Source organism: Actinomadura montaniterrae (genome assembly GCF_008923365.1).
GTDB lineage: Bacteria > Actinomycetota > Actinomycetes > Streptosporangiales > Streptosporangiaceae > Spirillospora > Spirillospora montaniterrae.
This window is the reverse complement of sequence record NZ_WBMR01000108.1, coordinates 14,327-31,193: the sequence shown is the minus strand read 5'-3', so window position 1 is coordinate 31,193 and position 16,867 is coordinate 14,327. Positions and strand designations below refer to the sequence as shown.

At 72.6% G+C, this 16,867-nt stretch carries 17 protein-coding genes; 8 read left to right on the top strand and 9 right to left on the bottom strand.

The features are described 5' to 3' along the window. Nucleotides 1-261: 261 nt before the first annotated feature. From F9B16_RS29955 to F9B16_RS29940, 4 genes are all read right to left on the bottom strand, one after another. Nucleotides 262-996, bottom strand: coding sequence for an ABC transporter permease (locus F9B16_RS29955; protein WP_151543560.1), 735 nt, complete (start codon nucleotides 994-996; stop codon nucleotides 262-264). Continuing rightward, nucleotides 993-1,733 (bottom strand): ABC transporter ATP-binding protein, encoded by a 741-nt coding sequence (locus tag F9B16_RS29950; protein WP_225992057.1) that lies wholly within the window; start codon nucleotides 1,731-1,733, stop codon nucleotides 993-995. The genes F9B16_RS29955 and F9B16_RS29950 overlap by 4 nt, the downstream gene beginning before the upstream one ends. Before the next feature lie 80 nt (nucleotides 1,734-1,813). After that, nucleotides 1,814-2,413, bottom strand: coding sequence for a TetR/AcrR family transcriptional regulator (locus F9B16_RS29945; protein WP_225992056.1), 600 nt, complete (start codon nucleotides 2,411-2,413; stop codon nucleotides 1,814-1,816). Beyond that, complete coding sequence (locus F9B16_RS29940) at nucleotides 2,410-3,294, bottom strand: sugar phosphate isomerase/epimerase family protein (RefSeq protein WP_151543559.1); 885 nt, start codon at nucleotides 3,292-3,294, stop codon at nucleotides 2,410-2,412. Before F9B16_RS29940 ends, F9B16_RS29945 begins: the two co-directional genes overlap by 4 nt. Before the next feature lie 156 nt (nucleotides 3,295-3,450). Between F9B16_RS29940 and F9B16_RS29935 the strand changes: the two genes are divergently transcribed. The 4 genes from F9B16_RS29935 (at nucleotide 3,451) to disA (ending at nucleotide 8,043) form a co-directional block, all read left to right on the top strand. Further along, nucleotides 3,451-4,149, top strand: coding sequence for a class I SAM-dependent methyltransferase (locus tag F9B16_RS29935; protein WP_151543558.1), 699 nt, complete (start codon nucleotides 3,451-3,453; stop codon nucleotides 4,147-4,149). Nucleotides 4,150-4,308: 159 nt separating this feature from the next. Beyond that, nucleotides 4,309-5,367: an alpha/beta fold hydrolase gene (locus tag F9B16_RS29930; RefSeq protein ID WP_151543557.1), complete on the top strand. Its 1,059-nt coding sequence runs from the start codon at nucleotides 4,309-4,311 to the stop codon at nucleotides 5,365-5,367. Nucleotides 5,368-5,413: 46 nt separating this feature from the next. Beyond that, complete coding sequence (gene radA, locus F9B16_RS29925; RefSeq protein WP_151543556.1) at nucleotides 5,414-6,847, top strand: DNA repair protein RadA; 1,434 nt, start codon at nucleotides 5,414-5,416, stop codon at nucleotides 6,845-6,847. Nucleotides 6,848-6,960: 113 nt separating this feature from the next. Next, nucleotides 6,961-8,043: a DNA integrity scanning diadenylate cyclase DisA gene (gene disA, locus F9B16_RS29920; RefSeq protein ID WP_151543555.1), complete on the top strand. Its 1,083-nt coding sequence runs from the start codon at nucleotides 6,961-6,963 to the stop codon at nucleotides 8,041-8,043. Nucleotides 8,044-8,056: 13 nt separating this feature from the next. On the opposite strand, the gene F9B16_RS29915 is transcribed toward disA, so the two are convergent. Next, nucleotides 8,057-8,698 carry a hypothetical protein gene (locus F9B16_RS29915; RefSeq protein ID WP_192809063.1) on the bottom strand — a complete coding sequence of 214 codons (642 nt, stop codon included), beginning with the start codon at nucleotides 8,696-8,698 and terminating at the stop codon, nucleotides 8,057-8,059. Nucleotides 8,699-8,767: 69 nt separating this feature from the next. Between F9B16_RS29915 and F9B16_RS29910 the strand changes: the two genes are divergently transcribed. Both F9B16_RS29910 and add read left to right on the top strand, forming a co-directional pair. Next, the gene (locus tag F9B16_RS29910; RefSeq protein WP_151543554.1) at nucleotides 8,768-9,640 is read left to right on the top strand and encodes an HhH-GPD family protein; all 873 of its coding nucleotides are present in this window, start codon (nucleotides 8,768-8,770) and stop codon (nucleotides 9,638-9,640) included. A gap of 73 nt (nucleotides 9,641-9,713) precedes the next feature. After that, entirely contained in the window at nucleotides 9,714-10,688 is a 975-nt protein-coding gene (gene add, locus F9B16_RS29905; protein ID WP_151543553.1) for an adenosine deaminase, read from the top strand. 1 nt (nucleotide 10,689) lies between these two features. Here add and F9B16_RS29900 read toward each other — a convergent pair whose 3' ends face one another. Beyond that, entirely contained in the window at nucleotides 10,690-11,142 is a 453-nt protein-coding gene (locus tag F9B16_RS29900; protein WP_151543552.1) for an Lrp/AsnC family transcriptional regulator, read from the bottom strand. A gap of 111 nt (nucleotides 11,143-11,253) precedes the next feature. Between F9B16_RS29900 and F9B16_RS29895 the strand changes: the two genes are divergently transcribed. Beyond that, nucleotides 11,254-11,871, top strand: coding sequence for a LysE family translocator (locus F9B16_RS29895; protein ID WP_151543551.1), 618 nt, complete (start codon nucleotides 11,254-11,256; stop codon nucleotides 11,869-11,871). 52 nt (nucleotides 11,872-11,923) lie between these two features. Then, nucleotides 11,924-12,856 (top strand): pyridoxamine 5'-phosphate oxidase family protein, encoded by a 933-nt coding sequence (locus F9B16_RS29890; protein ID WP_192809062.1) that lies wholly within the window; start codon nucleotides 11,924-11,926, stop codon nucleotides 12,854-12,856. A 58-nt stretch (nucleotides 12,857-12,914) separates the two neighbouring features. On the opposite strand, the gene F9B16_RS29885 is transcribed toward F9B16_RS29890, so the two are convergent. The 3 genes from F9B16_RS29885 to F9B16_RS29875 all read right to left on the bottom strand — a co-directional run bounded on the left by F9B16_RS29885 (nucleotide 12,915) and on the right by F9B16_RS29875 (nucleotide 16,706). Then, the gene (locus F9B16_RS29885) at nucleotides 12,915-13,571 is read right to left on the bottom strand and encodes an ArsR family transcriptional regulator (protein ID WP_151543549.1); all 657 of its coding nucleotides are present in this window, start codon (nucleotides 13,569-13,571) and stop codon (nucleotides 12,915-12,917) included. Between the two features lie 41 nt (nucleotides 13,572-13,612). After that, the gene (locus F9B16_RS29880; RefSeq protein WP_225992055.1) at nucleotides 13,613-14,014 is read right to left on the bottom strand and encodes a VOC family protein; all 402 of its coding nucleotides are present in this window, start codon (nucleotides 14,012-14,014) and stop codon (nucleotides 13,613-13,615) included. A gap of 157 nt (nucleotides 14,015-14,171) precedes the next feature. Continuing rightward, complete coding sequence (locus F9B16_RS29875) at nucleotides 14,172-16,706, bottom strand: ATP-dependent Clp protease ATP-binding subunit (RefSeq protein WP_151543547.1); 2,535 nt, start codon at nucleotides 16,704-16,706, stop codon at nucleotides 14,172-14,174. Nucleotides 16,707-16,867: the final 161 nt, after the last annotated feature.

The window sequence follows — 16,867 nt, the reverse complement described above, 5'->3', positions numbered from 1 at the left end:
CGCCGCCGGACGGTGTGCCCGGACCAGCCGGTGCGGCCGGACCAGCCGGGGCGCCCGGGCCCGCCGGGGCGTCGGGGGCTCCGGACGCGTGGCGTCCCGCGTGCGGCGGCAGGGCCCCGTCGGGCCGCTGCGGCAGCGGCGGGCCGGGGAGGTCTCGGGGGGTCATGGCGCAGAAGCTACCAGCCCGATCAGTGCGGTTCAGGCACGTTTCACCCGTCCGTCCGATCGAGTCCGGTCCCGGTCCCCGCGTCAACCTTCCGGCTACGGCGTCCGTCTCCGCAGGGTGGCGGCGCCGAGCAGGAGCGCGACGACGGTGAACGCGGCGATCACCGCGACGTCGGTCGCGAGGGTGCCGGTGAAGCGGGGCCGCGTGCTGATCTCCTGCATGCCCTGCACCGCGTAGGTCAGCGGCAGCACCCGCGAGATCGCCTCGAGCCAGCCCGCCATCTGGTCGCGCGGGAGGATCAACCCGCACAGCAGCGCCTGCGGCAGGACGAGCGCCGGCATGAACTGGACGGCCTGGAACTCGGTGCGGGCGAACGCGCTGGCGAACAGCCCGAGGGCCATGCCGAGCAGCGCGTCCAGCACCGCGACGAGGACCAGCGAGCCGAGCGAGCCGGTGAGGTCCAGGCCGAGCCAGGTCAGCGAGATCAGCAGCACGACGCCGACCTGCACCAGCGCGGCAAGCCCGAACGCGAGCGCGTAGCCGACCAGCAGGTCGAGCTTGCCGAGCGGCATGCTCATCAGCCGTTCGAGGGTGCCGCCGGTGCGTTCGCGGAGCGTGGCGACGCTCGTCACGACGAACATGACGACGAACGGGAACAGGCCGAGCAGCATCGGGCCGAGCCGGTCGAACATCGCCGGCTGCTGGTACACGTACCGCAGCAGGACCATCAGCAGGCTCGGCACGACGATCAGCAGCGCGACGGTGCGGCGGTCGTGCCGGAGCTGGGCGAGGATCCGGCGGGTGGTGGCGAGGGTGATCGCGGTGTTCATGCGGGGCTCCCGGCGGTCTCGCCGGTCTCGGCGATCAGGCGGAGGAAGGCCTCCTCCAGGTCGGCGGTGCCGGTGCGCTCGCGCAGCTCGGCCGGGGAGCCGTCGGCGAGGATGCCGCCCTCGCGCATGAGCAGCAGCCGGTCGGTGCGGCCCGCCTCGTCCATGACGTGGCTGGACACGATCAGGGTGACGCCCCGGTCGGCGAGCGCGCGGAACAGCGTCCACAGCTCCTGCCGCAGGACGGGGTCGAGGCCGACGGTGGGCTCGTCGAGGACGAGCAGTTCGGGGGCGCCGAGGAGGGCGACGGCGAGGTTGGCGCGGCTGTGCTGCCCGCCGGACAGCGTGCCGACCGGCTGGTCGCGGCTGCCGGCGAGGCCGACCTCGTCGATGACGCGGTCGACGTCGCCGCGCGGCGCGCCGAGCACGGCGGCGAAGTAGCGGAGGTTCTCGGCGACGGTCAGGTCCCCGTAGACGGCGGGGGCCTGGGTCGCGTAGCCGACGCGGTCGCGCAGGCCGGGCGATCCGGCGTCCTCGCCGAGGACGGTGACCCGCCCGCTCGCGACGATCTGGACGCCGACGAGCGCCCGCATCACGGTGGTCTTGCCGCAGCCGCTCGGGCCGAGCAGCCCGAGGACGCGGCCGCGCGGGACGTCGAAGCTCAGTCCGTGCAGGACCTCGCGCCCGCCGCGCACCACCCGCAGGTCCCGCACCTGGACGGCGGGACTAGAACTCATCATGTGATGAATTTAAGTCCGCGCAGGGGCCCGGTCAAGAGGCCGGGAAGGTCCGTTCGCGCCGGACCGCGCCGCGCAGCCCGTCAGTCCAGGTAGCGCTGGAGGGTCGGCGCGACGAGCGCGACCAGCTCGTCCTCGCTCGCCGACGCCATCGGCTCTACCAGCAGCACGTACCGCAGGATCATCACGCCGATCATCTGCCCGACGGCCGCCTGGATGCTCAGCCGCGAGACGGCGCCGGCCGCCTCCGCCCGGACGAGCAGCGCGGACGTCACGAACTCGCGCATCATCGCCGCCGCCCGCTCGTTGGTCATCGCCGAGCGCAGCATCGCCAGGATGGGGGCGCGCCGGTCCGGGTCGTCCCAGACCTGAAGGAACGTCCGGACGATCGACTCGCCGAGCCGCTCGTGCGGCTGCGACAGCAGGTGCGGCAGCACGACCGCCGGGTCCACCGGGAACCGCATCGCCTCGACGAACACGCCCTCCTTCGTCCCGAAGAAGTGGTGGACGAGCGCCGGGTCGACGCCGGCCGCGCGGGCGATCGCGCGCAGCGACGTCCCGTCGTAGCCCTTGTCGGCGAACATCTCGCGCGCCTCGGCGAGGATCGCCTCGCGCGTCTCGGTCGGCCCCGGGCGGCGGCCCCGCGCGGACGCGGTCCGCCCGGCGCGCGCGCCGTCGGTCACCGGGCGCCCCGGCGGGTGACCTCCCCGCCCGAGGTGACCTGCCAGGTGTGGTCGGCGGCGGCCAGGTGCAGCCGCGCGAACGCGAGCGCCTCGGCCAGGTCCTCCATGCGCTCGGCGCGGCTGGACGCGCGGCGCGTGTTGACCTCCAGGACGATGTGCCCGCGGAACCCCGACTCGGCGAGGGTCTCCAGCATCGGCCCGCACGGCTGGTTGCCGCGGCCCGGGACGAGGTGCTCGTCCTTGTTGGTGATCCCGACGCCGTCGGCGAGGTGGATGTGGCGGAGCCGGTCGCCGAGGCCCGCGGCCATGCCGAGGGCGTCGGAGCCGGACACGGCGGTGTGCGACAGGTCCAGCGTGACGTGCGGGTAGTCCTGGTCGACGGGGTTCCAGTCGGGCAGGTACATGCCGGCCTCGGCGCCGCGCGCCTTGAGCGGGAACATGTTCTCGACCGCGAACAGCACGTCCGTCTCGTCCTGCATGCGGGCGAGGCCCTCGACGAACTCCTTGGCGTAGTCGCGCTGCCAGCGGAAGGGCGGGTGGACGACGACGACGTCGGCGCCGAGCTCCTCGGCGACCTCCTTGGAGCGGACCAGCTTGCCCCACGGCTCGCGGCCCCAGACCCGCTGGGTGAGCAGCAGGCAGGGCGCGTGGATCGACTTGATCGGGACCTGGTGGTAGTCGGACAGGCGGCGCAGGACGTTGAGGTCCTGCGAGGACGCGTCCGTGGACACCATGACCTCGATGCCGTCGTAGCCGAGCAGCGCGGCGATCTCGAAGGCGCTCGGCACCTTCTCGGGATAGACCGACGCGGTGGACAGCGTGATCGGTGCGTCCGGCACGCGCAGGGCCGGTGAGTAGGCGCCGTTGTGCTGCGGGGTCAAGGCTTCCTCGCCAGGAATGATCGCTCGGCTGGGTCCGTGAGAGGCAGTGTTCGTAAAGGAAAGCCTATGCGCCCGCGCCGGTGATGAAACCCTCGCCCCGAGTGATCCGCGCCGCCCCCGCAGGCGCCGGGCGGGGCGCGGCTACGCTCTGGTCCCGTGGCCGAGATCGCGCCGGGCGCCGTGCCGAGCCCGAACATCTGGAATTCCCCGCAGGTCTACGAGCTGGAGAACCGCGCGGTCGACCCGGACGGGGTGCTGGACGCGGCGATGCGCGCGATCCGGCCGTGGACGGGCGCGACCGTGCTGGACCTCGGCTGCGGCACCGGCTTCCACCTGCCCCATTTCGCCGCGGAGGCGAACCGGGTGATCGGGATCGAGCCGCACGCGGGCCTCGCGGGGGCGGCGGCGCGCCGCGTCCGCGATCTTCCCAACGTCACCGTGCGGGTCGGCGCGGCGCAGGCGCTGCCGCTTCCGGACGCGTCGGTGGACGTGGTGCACGTCCGGTGGGCGTACTTCTTCGGGCCGGGCTGCGAGCCGGGCCTCGCCGAGCTGGACCGGGTCGTCCGGCGCGGCGGCGCGGTCTTCGTCATCGACAACGACGCGACGCGGTCCACGTTCGGCCGCTGGTTCCGGCGCGGGCTGCCGAAGTACGACCCGGAGGCCGTCGAGCGGTTCTGGACGCGGCGCGGCTTCACCCGCGAGCCGCTGACGATCCGGTGGTCGTTCGAGAACCGGGAGGACTTCGCGTCGGTGCTGCGGATCGAGTTCCCCGCCGACCTCGCGGACGAGTTCCTGCGCGAGCATCCCGGCCTGGAAGTGGACTACGCCGTCAATCTGTGGTGGCGTTGCGCCTGAGGTTACTGACGAGTCCGTCACAGTCGGCGTCCCGCTGTGGCCACTCTTGGACCCCGCGTACAACAATTGGCGCCGTACCAACCCGGCGCCGCCAGGCGCCCGCGACGCCGCCCCCGACCCCCGGCCGGCGTCCGCCCCGAAGGAACGGAGGAACCGGCCATGGGCCGTGCCGCCAGGACGAGCCGCAATGTGATCGCCGCCGCCGCGCTCGCCGGAGCCGGCGCCGGAGCCGGACTGGCCCTGCAGCGCCGCGCCGTCCGCCGCCTCCAGCTGCGGCCCGACCCCTACGCCGGCGAGCCGTTCGGCTCGCTGCGCGGCCGGCCCGTCCCCGTCCGCGCCGACGACGGCACCCGGCTGTACGCCGAGGTCGACGGCGAGGACCGCACCGACCTCGCCGTCGTGTTCTCGCACGGCTGGACCCTCACCCAGGACTCCTGGCACTTCCAGCGCAAGGCGCTGCGCGGCCTCGGCCGGCTCGTCTTCTGGGACCAGCGCGGCCACGGCCGCTCCGACGGCGGCGACCGCGACGGCTACAGCCTCGACCGCCTCGCGGGCGACCTCGCCGCCGTCATCGACGCGACCGTCCCCGCCGGCACGCCCGTCGTCCTCGTCGGCCACTCCATGGGCGGCATGACCACGATGCGGTACGCGGACGCGCACGCCGACCTCGTCGGCGACAAGATCGTCGCGACCGGGCTGCTGTGCACCTCGTCCGGCGGCCTCGGCGAGGTCACCCTCGGCATGCCGGCCCTCGTCGCGCGCACCACGCAGCGCGTCCTGCCGCGCGCCCTGCGCGCCCTCGGCGCCGGCTCCGCCGGCATCGAGAAGGTCCGCCACCTCGGCCGGGACGGCTCCACGCTGATCCTCGACCTGGTCGCCTACGGCCCCGACGCCAGCCCCGCCGCCGTCGCGTTCGCCGAGCAGATGATGACCGAGACCCGGATGGACGCGCTCATCGACTTCTTCCACTCGATGGTCACCACCGAGGTGATCAGCGACTGCGCCGCCCTCGCCGCCGCCGACACCCTGGTCATCGGCGCCGAGAACGACATGCTCACCCCCGTCGAGCACAGCCTCAAGATCGCCGGCTGCGTGCCGTCCGCGCGGCTGGAGGTCGTCCCCACCGCCGGCCACATGGCCATGCTGGAACGCCCCAGCGTCGTCTCCGACCACCTCGGCGACCTCATCGAGCGCGCGAGGAAGACCGCGACCGCCTAGGTCCGCCGGCGGATTCTGTCGGCGGCGGGCCCTAGAGTCTCGGGCCATGGCGAAGGCGAAGACGGCGAAGGCTGCCTACCGCTGCTCGGAATGCGGCTGGCAGACCTCGAAGTGGGTGGGGCGCTGCGGCGAGTGCCAGACCTGGGGCACGGTCACCGAGGCGGCCTCCGCCACCCCCGCGCGGGTGGTGACCGCCGGGCCCGTCAGCACGCCCGCCCGGCCGATCGGGCAGGTCGACGTCCAGAACGCGCAGACCAGGCCCACCGGGCTGGACGAGCTCGACCGCGTGCTCGGCGGCGGCATCGTGCCCGGGGCCGTGCTGCTGCTCGCGGGCGAGCCCGGCATCGGCAAGTCGACGCTGCTGCTGGAGGTCGCGGCGCTGGCGTCCACGCCGCCGGAGATCCCCCGCAACGCGCCCGCCAGGCGCGTCCTGTACGTCACCGGCGAGGAGTCGGCCGAGCAGGTCCGGCTGCGCGCCGACCGCGTCGGCGCCGTCACCGACGAGCTGTACCTCGCCGCCGAGACGGAGCTGTCCGCCGTCCTCGGCCACGTCGACGCCGTCGAGCCCGCCCTGCTGGTCGTCGACTCCATCCAGACCATCGGGACGTCCGAGGTCGACGGCGCACCCGGCGGCGTCACGCAGATCCGCGAGGTCGCCGCCAACCTGATCAGGGTCGCCAAGGAGCGCGGCATCACCGTCGTGCTGGTCGGCCACGTCACCAAGGAGGGCGCGATCGCGGGCCCCCGGCTGCTGGAGCACCTCGTCGACGTCGTCCTGTACTTCGAGGGCGACCGGCACTCCCGGCTCCGGATGATCCGCGCCGTGAAGAACCGCTACGGCCCGACCGACGAGCTCGGCTGCTTCGACCTGTCCGAGGTCGGGATCGTCGGGCTGCCCGACCCGAGCGGGCTGTTCCTCACCCGCCGCGAGGAGCCCGTCCCCGGCACCTGCGTCACCGTCACGCTGGAGGGCCGCCGGCCGCTCGTCGCGGAGGTGCAGGCGCTCGTCGCCAAGTCGCACCTGCCCGCGCCGCGGCGCGCCACGTCCGGCCTCGACACCTCCCGCGTCGCGATGGTGCTGGCCGTCCTCGCCCAGCGCTGCAAGATCTCCATGCACGAGCAGGACGTGTACGTCTCGACCGTCGGCGGCGTCCGGCTCGCCGAGACCTCCGTCGACCTCGCGCTCGGCCTCGCCGTCGCCGGGTCCACCGTCGAGCAGGCGCTGTCGGGCAGCCTGATCGCGCTCGGCGAGGTCGGCCTCGCCGGGGAGGTCCGGGTGGTGCCGGGCGTGCAGCGGCGGCTCGCCGAGGCCGCCCGGCTCGGGTTCAAGCACGCCGTCGTCCCGCGCGGGTCCCTGGAGCTCGCCGACGGGTCGCCGCTCAAGCGCGCCGACCCGCAGCTCACCAGCTACGAGGGCATGAAGGTGATGGAGGTCGACAGCCTGCAGCAGGCCCTCCAGGTCGCCTTTACCGCGCCATGACGCGGGTAGCGCGAGAGTATTACGGCACGCGTCAGACGGATGCGACCAGGGGAGGAACCGGGTCACCGCCCTCCTCGGTAAACTGACGCCGTCCAGCGACCTCCGGGGGCCAGGTGCCAGAACACGACAAGGCTCATGACGAACGACGCCGCGCCACGCTCGCCGCGGTGGCCCCGGGCACGCAGATACGCGACGGCCTGGAGCGGATCCTGCGAGGGCACACCGGCGGCCTGATCGTGCTCGGCTACGACCAGGCCGTCGAGGACCTCTGCTCGGGCGGCTTCGAACTCGACGTGGAGTTCTCCGCGACCCGGCTGCGCGAGCTGGCCAAGATGGACGGCGCGATCGTGCTGGACAACGACCACCACCGCATCGTGCGGGCCGCCGTCCACCTCGTGCCGGACTCCACCATCCCCACCGAGGAGTCGGGCACCCGGCACCGCACCGCCGAGCGCGTCGCCCGCCAGACGCCCCACCCGGTCATCTCGGTGAGCCAGTCGATGCGGATCATCGCGCTGTACCTGGACGGCATCCGCTACGTCCTGGAGGACTCCGCGGCGATCCTGTCGAAGGCCAACCAGGCCCTCGCGACGCTCGAGCGCTACAAGCTGCGGCTCGACGAGGTGTCCGGCACGCTGTCCGCGCTGGAGATCGAGGACCTCGTCACCGTCCGCGACGTCAGCGCGGTCGTGCAGCGGCTGGAGATGGTCCGCCGGATCGCCGACGAGATCGAGGGCTACGTCGTCGAGCTCGGCACCGACGGCCGGCTGCTGTCCCTGCAGCTGGACGAGCTGGTCTCCGGCGTCGACGTGGACCGGGAGCTGATCGTCCGCGACTACCCGTCGGACGACACGCGCGCCCGCGGCGTCAACGCGATCCTGTCCGCGCTGGACACGCTGTCGGCCAACGAGCTGCTCGACCTGTCCACGGTCGCGGAGGTGATGGGGTTCGCCGGGCCCGACGCCCTCGACCTGCCGGTCAGCCCGAAGGGGTTCCGGCTGCTGGCGAAGGTGCCGCGGCTGCCGAGCATGGTCGTCGAGCGCCTCGTCGAGCATTTCGGCGGGCTGCAGAAGCTCCTCGCCGCGAGCATCGACGACCTGCAGGCGGTCGGCGGGGTCGGCGAGTCCCGGGCCCGCAGCGTCCGCGAGGGGCTGTCGCGGCTCGCCGAGTCGTCGATCCTCGAACGCTACGTGTGACGTTCGCCGGGCCTCAGCGCAGGTGGAAGATCCGCTTGCCCGCGTTGCCGCCCTTGAGCGCGTTGCCGCTCTTGCCCGCGTTGCCGCCCTTGAGCACCGCGACGTAGGTTCCGGGCCGTGCGGGCGCGCCGCCGCAGCCGCGGTGGCGGTCCCAGGTGACGGCGGCGGTGGAGGGGACGCCGCGCCGCAGCGTCCGCTTTCCGGACGCGCCCTTACGGCACTCCCCCGACGACCAGATCCGGTCCTTCCCGGACGTGACGACGACATAGAGCGAACCGGTGTCGAACCTGCACGACGCGGCGTTCGTGTTCACGACGGTGATGCCGAACCGCGGGCTCTGTCCGGCCGCGTACGACTTCGACGCCGTCATCGTGAACACCAGATCGTGGGGCTTGCAGGGCCCGCCGCTCTCCGCGGGCTCCGGCGTGACGGTCGTCGTCACCGTCACCGTCGGCACCGCGGTCGGCGGCGCCGCGGGCACGCCCGAGTCGATCGCCCCGGCGTTCCGGACGGGCTCCTTCTCGCCGCCTCCGCTGCTCCCGCCCCCGCACGCCCACACCAGGGCTCCGACCGCACCGGCCATTCCGGCCAGCACCGCGACGCGGCGCCGCCAATACCGGTCCAGCGATAATTGACGCTCGGTACCCGTATCCATACGGTCAGTATGCATTCGCGGAATCGCCACGAGGGTCCGACCCGCCGCGTGCCACAATGGCGGTCCGCCATGAACTCCACCTATACCGACCCGATTCTCGACTGGTACGCCGCGAACGCCCGGGACCTCCCGTGGCGCGTCCCCGGCGCCACGCCCTGGGGCGTCCTCGTCAGCGAGATCATGCTGCAGCAGACCCCGGTCGCCCGCGTCCTGCCCATCTGGCAGGCCTGGATGGACCGCTGGCCCACCCCCGCCGCGCTCGCCGCCGAACCGTCCGGCGAGGCCGTCCGCGCCTGGGGCCGGCTCGGCTACCCGCGCCGCGCGCTGCGCCTCCACGAGAGCGCCCGCGCGATCACCGACCGGCACGGCGGCGAGGTCCCCTCGTCCCACGCCGACCTGCTCGCGCTCCCCGGCATCGGCGCCTACACGGCCGCCGCCGTCGCCAGCTTCGCGTTCCGGCAGCGGCACGCCGTCCTCGACACCAACGTCCGCCGCGTCCTGGCCCGGCTCGTGTCCGGCGAGGAGTACCCGCCGAAGGCGCAGACCAAGGCGGAGGTGAGGCTCGCCGAGGGCCTGCTGCCCCTCGACCCGCCGACCGCCGCCCGCTGGGCCGTCGCCGTCATGGAGCTCGGCGCCCTCGTCTGCACGGCCCGCACGCCCCGCTGCGTCGACTGCCCCGTCCTCGCCCAGTGCGCCTGGCACCTGAACGGCCGTCCCGCCTACGACGGCCCGCCCCGCAAGGGCCAGACCTACGCGGGCACCGACCGGCAGTGCCGCGGCCGCCTCCTCGCCGTCCTCCGCGACGCCGACGGCCCCGTCGAGAAGCCCGCCCTCGACGTCGTCTGGTCCGACGCCGCGCAACGCGAGCGCGCCCTGGACGCCCTCATAGCCGACGGCCTGGTGGACCCCCTGGACGACGGCCGCTACACCCTCCCCACCTGACCCGACATGCCGTCACGACGACGGGCGAATAATCGCTCGTCAGGCGCCTCGGCGGGGACGTACCGTACGGCGGGTGCGTGATCTGCTGAGGCTGCCGAAAGCCCATTTGCACGTTCATCTGGAAAGCACCGTGCGGTGGGACACGCTTCGCGACATCGGCGGCGCGAACGGCGTCGAGGTGCCCGGCAGCGGCGGGACCTTCGGGGGGTTCGCCGCCTTCTTCGCGCGGAACGAGCTCGTCCGCAGCTGCCTGCGGCGGCCCGGCGACTTCCGGCGGATCGCCTACGAGTTCTGCGAGGACGAGGCGGCGCAGGGCACCCGCTACGCCGAGGTGTCCTTCACCGCGGCCGCGCACGGTGAACGGCTCGGCGACCTCGACATGCCGCTGGCCGCCGTCCGCGAGGGCCTGGACGCCGGGCGCGAGGCGTTCGGGGTCGAGGTGGGCCTGCTGCTCGACCACTCGCGCCGCCGCTCAGTCGACCGGGCGTGGCGGACGCTGGACCTCGCCCGCCGCCATGACGGCGTCGTCGCCGTCGGCCTGGCGGGCGACGAGTCCTACCCGGGCGACCCGTTCACCGAGGTCTTCGCGGCGGCCCGTGACGCCGGGCTGCACGTCGTCCACCACGCGGGCGAGGGCGAGGGCGCGGCGAGCATCCGGCAGGCGATCGGCCCCGGCCGCACCGAGCGCCTCGGCCACGGCATCCGCGTCCTGGACGACCCGGACCTGGTCGCCGAGGTCCGCGAACGGAGGATCCCGCTGGAGGTCTGCCCGTCGTCCAACGTCGCGCTGGGCTTCGCGCCGTCCCTCGCCGGCCATCCCCTCCCGCGCCTGCGCGAGGCGGGGCTGATCGTCACGGTCAACACCGACATTCCCGCACTGATCGGCACGCCGCTCGCCACGGAGTACGGCCGCGTCCGCGACGCGTTCGGCTACGACGACGCGACGCTCGCCGCCTTGGCGGGCGCCGGCGTCGACGCGTCCTTCGCCCCGGCGTCCACGAAGGCGCGCCTGCACCGGGAGATCGAGAGCTGGCTGGCCGCCGCCTGACTCAGGTGGGCAGGGGACGGTCGTTGACGATGTGCTTCATCACGAGGGTCGAGTTCAGGCGCTGGACGCCGGGCAGCGCGGAGAGCACGTCGTCCTCCAGCTCCTGGTAGGCGGTCAGGTCGGCGGTGACGATGCGGAGCAGGTAGTCGGGGTCGCCGAACAGCCGCTGCGCCTGCACCACTTCGGGGACCCGTTCGACCGCCGCCTCGAAGCCGAGGAGGGTGTCCCGGTCCTCCTGCCGCATGGTGACGAACACCAGCGCCTGGAAGGTCAGGCCGAGGGCGGCGGCGTCCACGACCGCGCGGTAGCCGCGGATGGTCCCGCTGCGCTCCAGTTCCCGCAGCCGGCGGTGGCAGGGGGACACGCTCAGCCCGACCCGCGCCGCCACATCGGTGATCGTCGCGCGGCCGTCCTCCTGGAGCACCGCAATGATCTTCCGGTCGATGGCGTCCATGCAGAAGATCCTTCCACGGCGGCGGCGCGTTGCGGTGAAACTTAGCAGCACATTCTGGCAGATCAACCATATTCTCCCCTCATTAGCCGCCATCCGAGGGGATGTCCCGCCATGGCCACCGGCTCCGTCCTCGCCTTCTGGTCCATCGCGTTCCTGCTCATCGCCGTCCCGGGGTCGGACTGGGCGTTCATGATCAGCGCCGGGCTGCGCGGGCGCTCCGTCCTCCCCGCGGTGAGCGGGCTGGTCACCGGGTACGCCGCCGTCACGCTCGTCGTCGCGGCCGGCATCGGGGCCCTCGTCGCCGGCTCCCCGAGCCTCCTCACCGCCCTCACGACCGTCGGCGGGGCGTACCTGATGTGGCACGGCGCCACGACCCTCGCCCACCCGTCCACCCCGGACGCGCAGGGCTCACGGCCCGCAGGCACCGGATGGGGGATCTTCCTGCGCGGCATCGGCGCCAGCGGCCTCAACCCGAAGGGGCTGCTGATCTTCGTCGCGCTGCTGCCCCAGTTCACGGACCCGGACGGCCGCCTGCCGATCGCCGGCCAGATCGGCGTCCTCGGCGCGACCTACATGGCCACCTGCGCGCTCTTCTACCTCGTCCTCGGCACGATCGCGCGCACCGCGCTGCAGGGCCGCCCGGCCACCGCCCGCACGATCAGCCGGCTGTCCGGGGCCGCCATGGCGGGCATCGGCGCCTGGCTGCTCATCGACCGCCTCTTCTTCTAAATAAACATATATGTTTGTTAGAGTGGCGGTCGCCGAACCGAGGAGGCGACCGATGAGCTCCGCACACTGGCCCGAGAGCGTCGACGAGATCATCGGAGGCGACCAGGCAGTCATGCTCGCCACGGTCACCCCCGCCCGCGGCGTCGTGCTCACCCCGGTGACGAACTTCGGTGCGCGGGACCGCGGCGCCGGCACCGTCACCGTGAACAGCTCGGTCGGGGGCTGGAAGAAGCTGGAGCGGATCAGGCGCGATCCCCGCGTGGCCCTGGCCTTCCACACCCGGCTCCACGGCTACAGCGACCGCCCCGAGTACGTGCTGGTCCAGGGCACCGCGTCGCTCTCGGCCCCGCGCGACGACTATCCCGCGTCCCTGGGCGCGGACTGGGAGCGTTTCGACGGGCCGCGCGCCACCGGCCCGTTCTGGGGTCCCTGGCTGCGCCCTTACTACACCCGCGTGGTCATCGACATCGCGGTCGAGCGGCTGATCGTGTGGCCGGACCTCTCCTGCAAGGGGAACCCGGAGGTCTTCGGCCCCCCGCTGCCGGGCCCGCCGCCGCCGCAGAAGGCACCGGGCCTCGGCACCGGTCCCCGCATCGACCACGTCAAGGCGGCCTCCCGGCTGGAGAGCCTTCCCGACGCCCTGCTCGGCTGGACCGGCACCGACGGCTTCCCCGTGGTGGTCCCCGTCGGTTTCAGCGGTCAGGACGCCGGCGGGATACTCCTGCACGTCCCGCTCGGCGTCCTTCCCGACGGCGGACGCCGCGCCGGCCTGACCGCCCACTCCTTCAGCAAGTTCGTGCAGGGGCAGCATCAGCGCGTCCACACGGGCTGGCTGGAAAGCGGCCCGCAGGTCCGCTACGCGCCGCACACCGAGCTCGCCTACCGGACGCCGCCGTCCAAGCTCCTCTACCGGCTCGGGATAGGGGTGGCCATGCGCGTCGCCCTCCGCCGCGCTCGCAGCGCGGGCCACGACATCGCGCAGTGACCCCGCGGCCCCGGGCGGCCGTCCACCGGACGACGGTGTGTCAGCGGACGACGGTGTGTCAGCGGACGACGGTGTGTACGTGCCCTGCGCGGATCTCGCGGAGGAACGGGTCGGCGTCGTCCGCCCACTCGTCGGGCGTGCGGACGACCGGGTGGACGGGCAGGCCGAGCCGGGCGGCGGCCTCCTGGGCCGCGTCGAAGGCCGTCTCGCGCCCGAGGTCCCCGATCAGGAGGACTTCGACGTCGACGGGCTGCTCGCCCGGCACACCGGCATAGCGGGCCGCCCAGGGGCCGAACAGGTGCGCCTCGCGGACCGCGGGCAGCCGCCCGAACTCCTCGGCGACCACGGCGGCGGGGCCGAACGTCAGCATCACCAGGCGGGCGAGCGGCTCGTACAGCGGGCTGCGCTCGTCGCGGGACACCAGCCGCCCCGCGAGCGTGCGGCGCAGGGCGAGGACACCGGCCCGCGACAGCCGCTCCACCTCGCGCATCACCGTGCCGAGGTCGCTGCGGAGCATCACCGCGAGGTCGAGCATCGACGCCTCGCGCCGGGGCCCGAGCAGCAGCCGGCCGAGCAGCTCCCCCTGCAGCCGGGACCGGAAGATCGGCAGCTGCGGCGGGGCCGGCGCGCGCACGTCGCGCAGGAACGCCGCGTCCGGCGAGCGGCCCCGAGACCGTCCGTACTCCGCCGCCGAACCCACCGCATTCGATCGCATGTTCGAATACTAGGAGCCGCCTCCGACATCCCGGGGTCCGCTCAGAGCTCGGTCGGCGACTCCGGCTCGCGGAGGAACAGGCAGAACGGATGGCCGACCGGGTCGCGGAAGACGCGGACGTCGTCGTCGGGCTGGACGTCGGCGAGGACGGCGCCCGCCTCCTCGGCATGCCGGGACGCCGAGTCCAGATCGTCCACCTCGATGTCCAGATGCGCCTGGATCTGCTGCTCGCCGGCGACCGCGGGCCAGACCGGCCGGGCATGGAGGGGCTCGGCCTGGAAGGACAGGCCCGTCCCTCCTCCCGGCGGGCGCAATTTCACCCAGCCCGCGTCCTTCTGGACGACCGTCCACCCCAGAAGCCGCTGGTAGAACGCGGCGAGCGCGTACGGGTCGGGGGCGTCGAGGACCGGGGCGGACAGGGTCAGGCGCGGCGGGTGGCTCACGTCGGCTCCAGGGATCGGGAGAGTCCTTCGGACGGATCCTTCCCGCCGCCCCCCGAACATGCGGCAGAGCCCGCCGGACATGCGGCAGGGCCCGCCGAACATGCGGAAGGGCCCGCACCGAACGCATCGGTGCGGGCCCTGCCGAGGGCTGAGGTGATCAGTCCTTGTTGAAGTTGACCGCTCCCTCGATGGGCGGGGCGTCGGGGACCGTGGCGGACGGCTTCGGCACGCCCCGGAAGGTGAACTTGGCGTTCTCCGCCGTGTCCTTGTCCTCCGGGTTGAAGCCCTCGGTGCCGACGATCACGATCTGGCCCGGCTTGAGCTCGTTGTACAGGATCTTCTCGGACAGGTTGTCCTCGATCTCCCGCTGGATCGTGCGGCGCAGCGGCCGGGCGCCGAGCACCGGGTCGTAGCCCCGGATCGCCAGCAGGTCTTTGGCCTCCTGGCGCAGCTCGATGCCCATGTCGCGGTCCTTCAGCCGCTCGTCCACCCGGGCGATCATCAGGTCGACGATCTGGATGATCTCCTTCGGGGTGAGCTGGTGGAAGACCACCGTGTCGTCGACGCGGTTGAGGAACTCGGGACGGAAGTGCTGCTTCAGCTCCTCCGACACCTTCGCCTTCATCCGCTCGTACGAGCCCTGCTCGTCGTTCTGGCGGGCGAAGCCCATCGAGACGCCCTTGGAGATGTCCTTGGACCCCAGGTTCGTCGTCATGATGATGACGGTGTTCTTGAAGTCCACGACACGGCCCTGCGCGTCGGTGAGGCGGCCGTCCTCCAGGATCTGCAGCAGCGAGTTGAAGATGTCCTGGTGGGCCTTCTCGATCTCGTCGAACAGGACCACCGAGAACGGCTTGCGGCGCACCTTCTCCGTCAGCTGGCCGCCCTCCTCGTACCCGACGTAGCCGGGCGGGGAGCCGAACAGCCGCGAGACCGTGTGCTTCTCCATGAACTCGGACATGTCGAGCTGGATCAGCGCGTCCTCGTCGCCGAACAGGAACTCCGCGAGGGTCTTGGACAGCTCCGTCTTACCGACGCCGGACGGGCCGGCGAAGATGAACGAGCCGCCGGGACGCTTCGGGTCCTTCAGGCCGGCGCGGGTGCGGCGGATCGACTGCGAGAGCGCCTTGATGGCGTCCTCCTGGCCGATGACGCGCTTGTGGAGCTCGTCCTCCATGCGCAGCAGCCGGGTGGACTCCTCCTCGGTCAGCTTGAAGACCGGGATGCCGGTGGCGGTGGCGAGGACCTCGGCGATCAGCTCGTCGGTGACCTCGGCGACGACGTCCATGTCGCCGGCCTTCCACTCCTTCTCCCGCTGCGCCTTCTGGCCGAGCAGCTGCTTCTCGGAGTCGCGCAGCGCGGCGGCCTTCTCGAAGTCCTGCGCGTCGATCGCGGACTCCTTCTCGCGCCGCACGTCGGCGATCTTCTCGTCGTACTCGCGCAGGTCCGGCGGCGCGGTCATCCGGCGGATGCGCATCCGCGAACCGGCCTCGTCGATGAGGTCGATCGCCTTGTCCGGCAGGAACCGGTCGCTGATGTAGCGGTCGGCGAGCTGCGCGGCCGCGACCAGCGCGCTGTCGGTGATCGACACGCGGTGGTGCGCCTCGTAGCGGTCCCGCAGGCCCTTGAGGATCTCGATCGTGTGCGACAGCGACGGCTCGGCGACCTGGATCGGCTGGAAGCGGCGCTCCAGCGCGGCGTCCTTCTCCAGGTGCTTGCGGTACTCGTCGAGCGTGGTGGCGCCGATGGTCTGCAGCTCGCCGCGGGCCAGCATCGGCTTGAGGATGCTGGCGGCGTCGATCGCGCCCTCGGCGGCGCCCGCGCCGACGAGCGTGTGCAGCTCGTCGATGAACAGGATGATGTCGCCGCGGGTGCGGATCTCCTTGAGCACCTTCTTCAGGCGCTCTTCGAAGTCGCCGCGGTACCGGGAGCCGGCGACCAGCGCGCCGAGGTCGAGGGTGTAGAGCTGCTTGTCCTTCAGCGTCTCCGGGACCTCGCCCTTGACGATCTTCTGCGCGAGCCCCTCGACGACGGCCGTCTTGCCGACGCCGGGCTCGCCCACGAGGACCGGGTTGTTCTTGGTGCGGCGGGACAGCACCTGCATGACCCGCTCGATCTCCTTGTCCCGGCCGATGACCGGGTCCAGCTTGCCCTCCCGCGCGGCCTGCGTCAGGTTGCGGCCGAACTGGTCGAGCACAAGGGAGGTGGACGGCGCGGACTCCGACGGGCCGCCGGAGGCGGCCGGCTCCTTGCCCTGGTAGCCGTGCAGCAACTGGATGACCTGCTGGCGGACCCGGTTGAGGTCGGCGCCGAGCTTGACCAGCACCTGGGCGGCGACGCCCTCGCCCTCCCGGATCAGGCCGAGCAGGATGTGCTCCGTGCCGATGTAGTTGTGGCCGAGCTGCAGCGCCTCGCGCAGTGACAGCTCGAGGACCTTCTTGGCGCGCGGAGTGAACGGGATGTGGCCCGACGGCGCCTGCTGGCCCTGGCCGATGATCTCCTCGACCTGCTGGCGGACCGCCTCAAGGCTGATCCCCAGGCTCTCCAAGGCCTTGGCAGCGACGCCCTCACCCTCGTGGATCAGACCCAGGAGGATGTGCTCGGTGCCGATGTAGTTGTGGTTGAGCATCCTGGCCTCTTCTTGGGCCAGGACGACAACCCGCCGCGCGCGGTCGGTGAACCTCTCGAACATCTCGTCGCTCCTCACAGAGCGGTTGGGCAGAGTCCGGAACGTCCGGAACTGTCCTTCCGCATGCTAGCCCGCCCCGAGGAGGCCGCCCGGTGCACTCCCACCAGGAGACGTTCCCCAGCTAAGCGCTGTTCAGTCTCATCCAACTACCGCATCGGTGCGTC

What these genes read in the sequence shown, in the direction of transcription:
- F9B16_RS29955 (WP_151543560.1), bottom strand. Translation starts at nt 996, where the DNA reads ATGAACACCGCGATCACCCTCGCCACCACCCGCCGGATCCTCGCCCAG.
- F9B16_RS29950 (WP_225992057.1), bottom strand. Translation starts at nt 1,733, where the DNA reads ATGATGAGTTCTAGTCCCGCCGTCCAGGTGCGGGACCTGCGGGTGGTG.
- F9B16_RS29930 (WP_151543557.1), top strand. Translation starts at nt 4,309, where the DNA reads ATGGGCCGTGCCGCCAGGACGAGCCGCAATGTGATCGCCGCCGCCGCG.
- radA (WP_151543556.1), top strand. Translation starts at nt 5,414, where the DNA reads ATGGCGAAGGCGAAGACGGCGAAGGCTGCCTACCGCTGCTCGGAATGC.
- F9B16_RS29915 (WP_192809063.1), bottom strand. Translation starts at nt 8,698, where the DNA reads ATGGATACGGGTACCGAGCGTCAATTATCGCTGGACCGGTATTGGCGG.
- F9B16_RS29910 (WP_151543554.1), top strand. Translation starts at nt 8,768, where the DNA reads ATGAACTCCACCTATACCGACCCGATTCTCGACTGGTACGCCGCGAAC.
- F9B16_RS29900 (WP_151543552.1), bottom strand. Translation starts at nt 11,142, where the DNA reads ATGGACGCCATCGACCGGAAGATCATTGCGGTGCTCCAGGAGGACGGC.
- F9B16_RS29895 (WP_151543551.1), top strand. Translation starts at nt 11,254, where the DNA reads ATGGCCACCGGCTCCGTCCTCGCCTTCTGGTCCATCGCGTTCCTGCTC.
- F9B16_RS29890 (WP_192809062.1), top strand. Translation starts at nt 11,924, where the DNA reads ATGAGCTCCGCACACTGGCCCGAGAGCGTCGACGAGATCATCGGAGGC.
- F9B16_RS29885 (WP_151543549.1), bottom strand. Translation starts at nt 13,571, where the DNA reads ATGCGATCGAATGCGGTGGGTTCGGCGGCGGAGTACGGACGGTCTCGG.
- F9B16_RS29875 (WP_151543547.1), bottom strand. Translation starts at nt 16,706, where the DNA reads ATGTTCGAGAGGTTCACCGACCGCGCGCGGCGGGTTGTCGTCCTGGCC.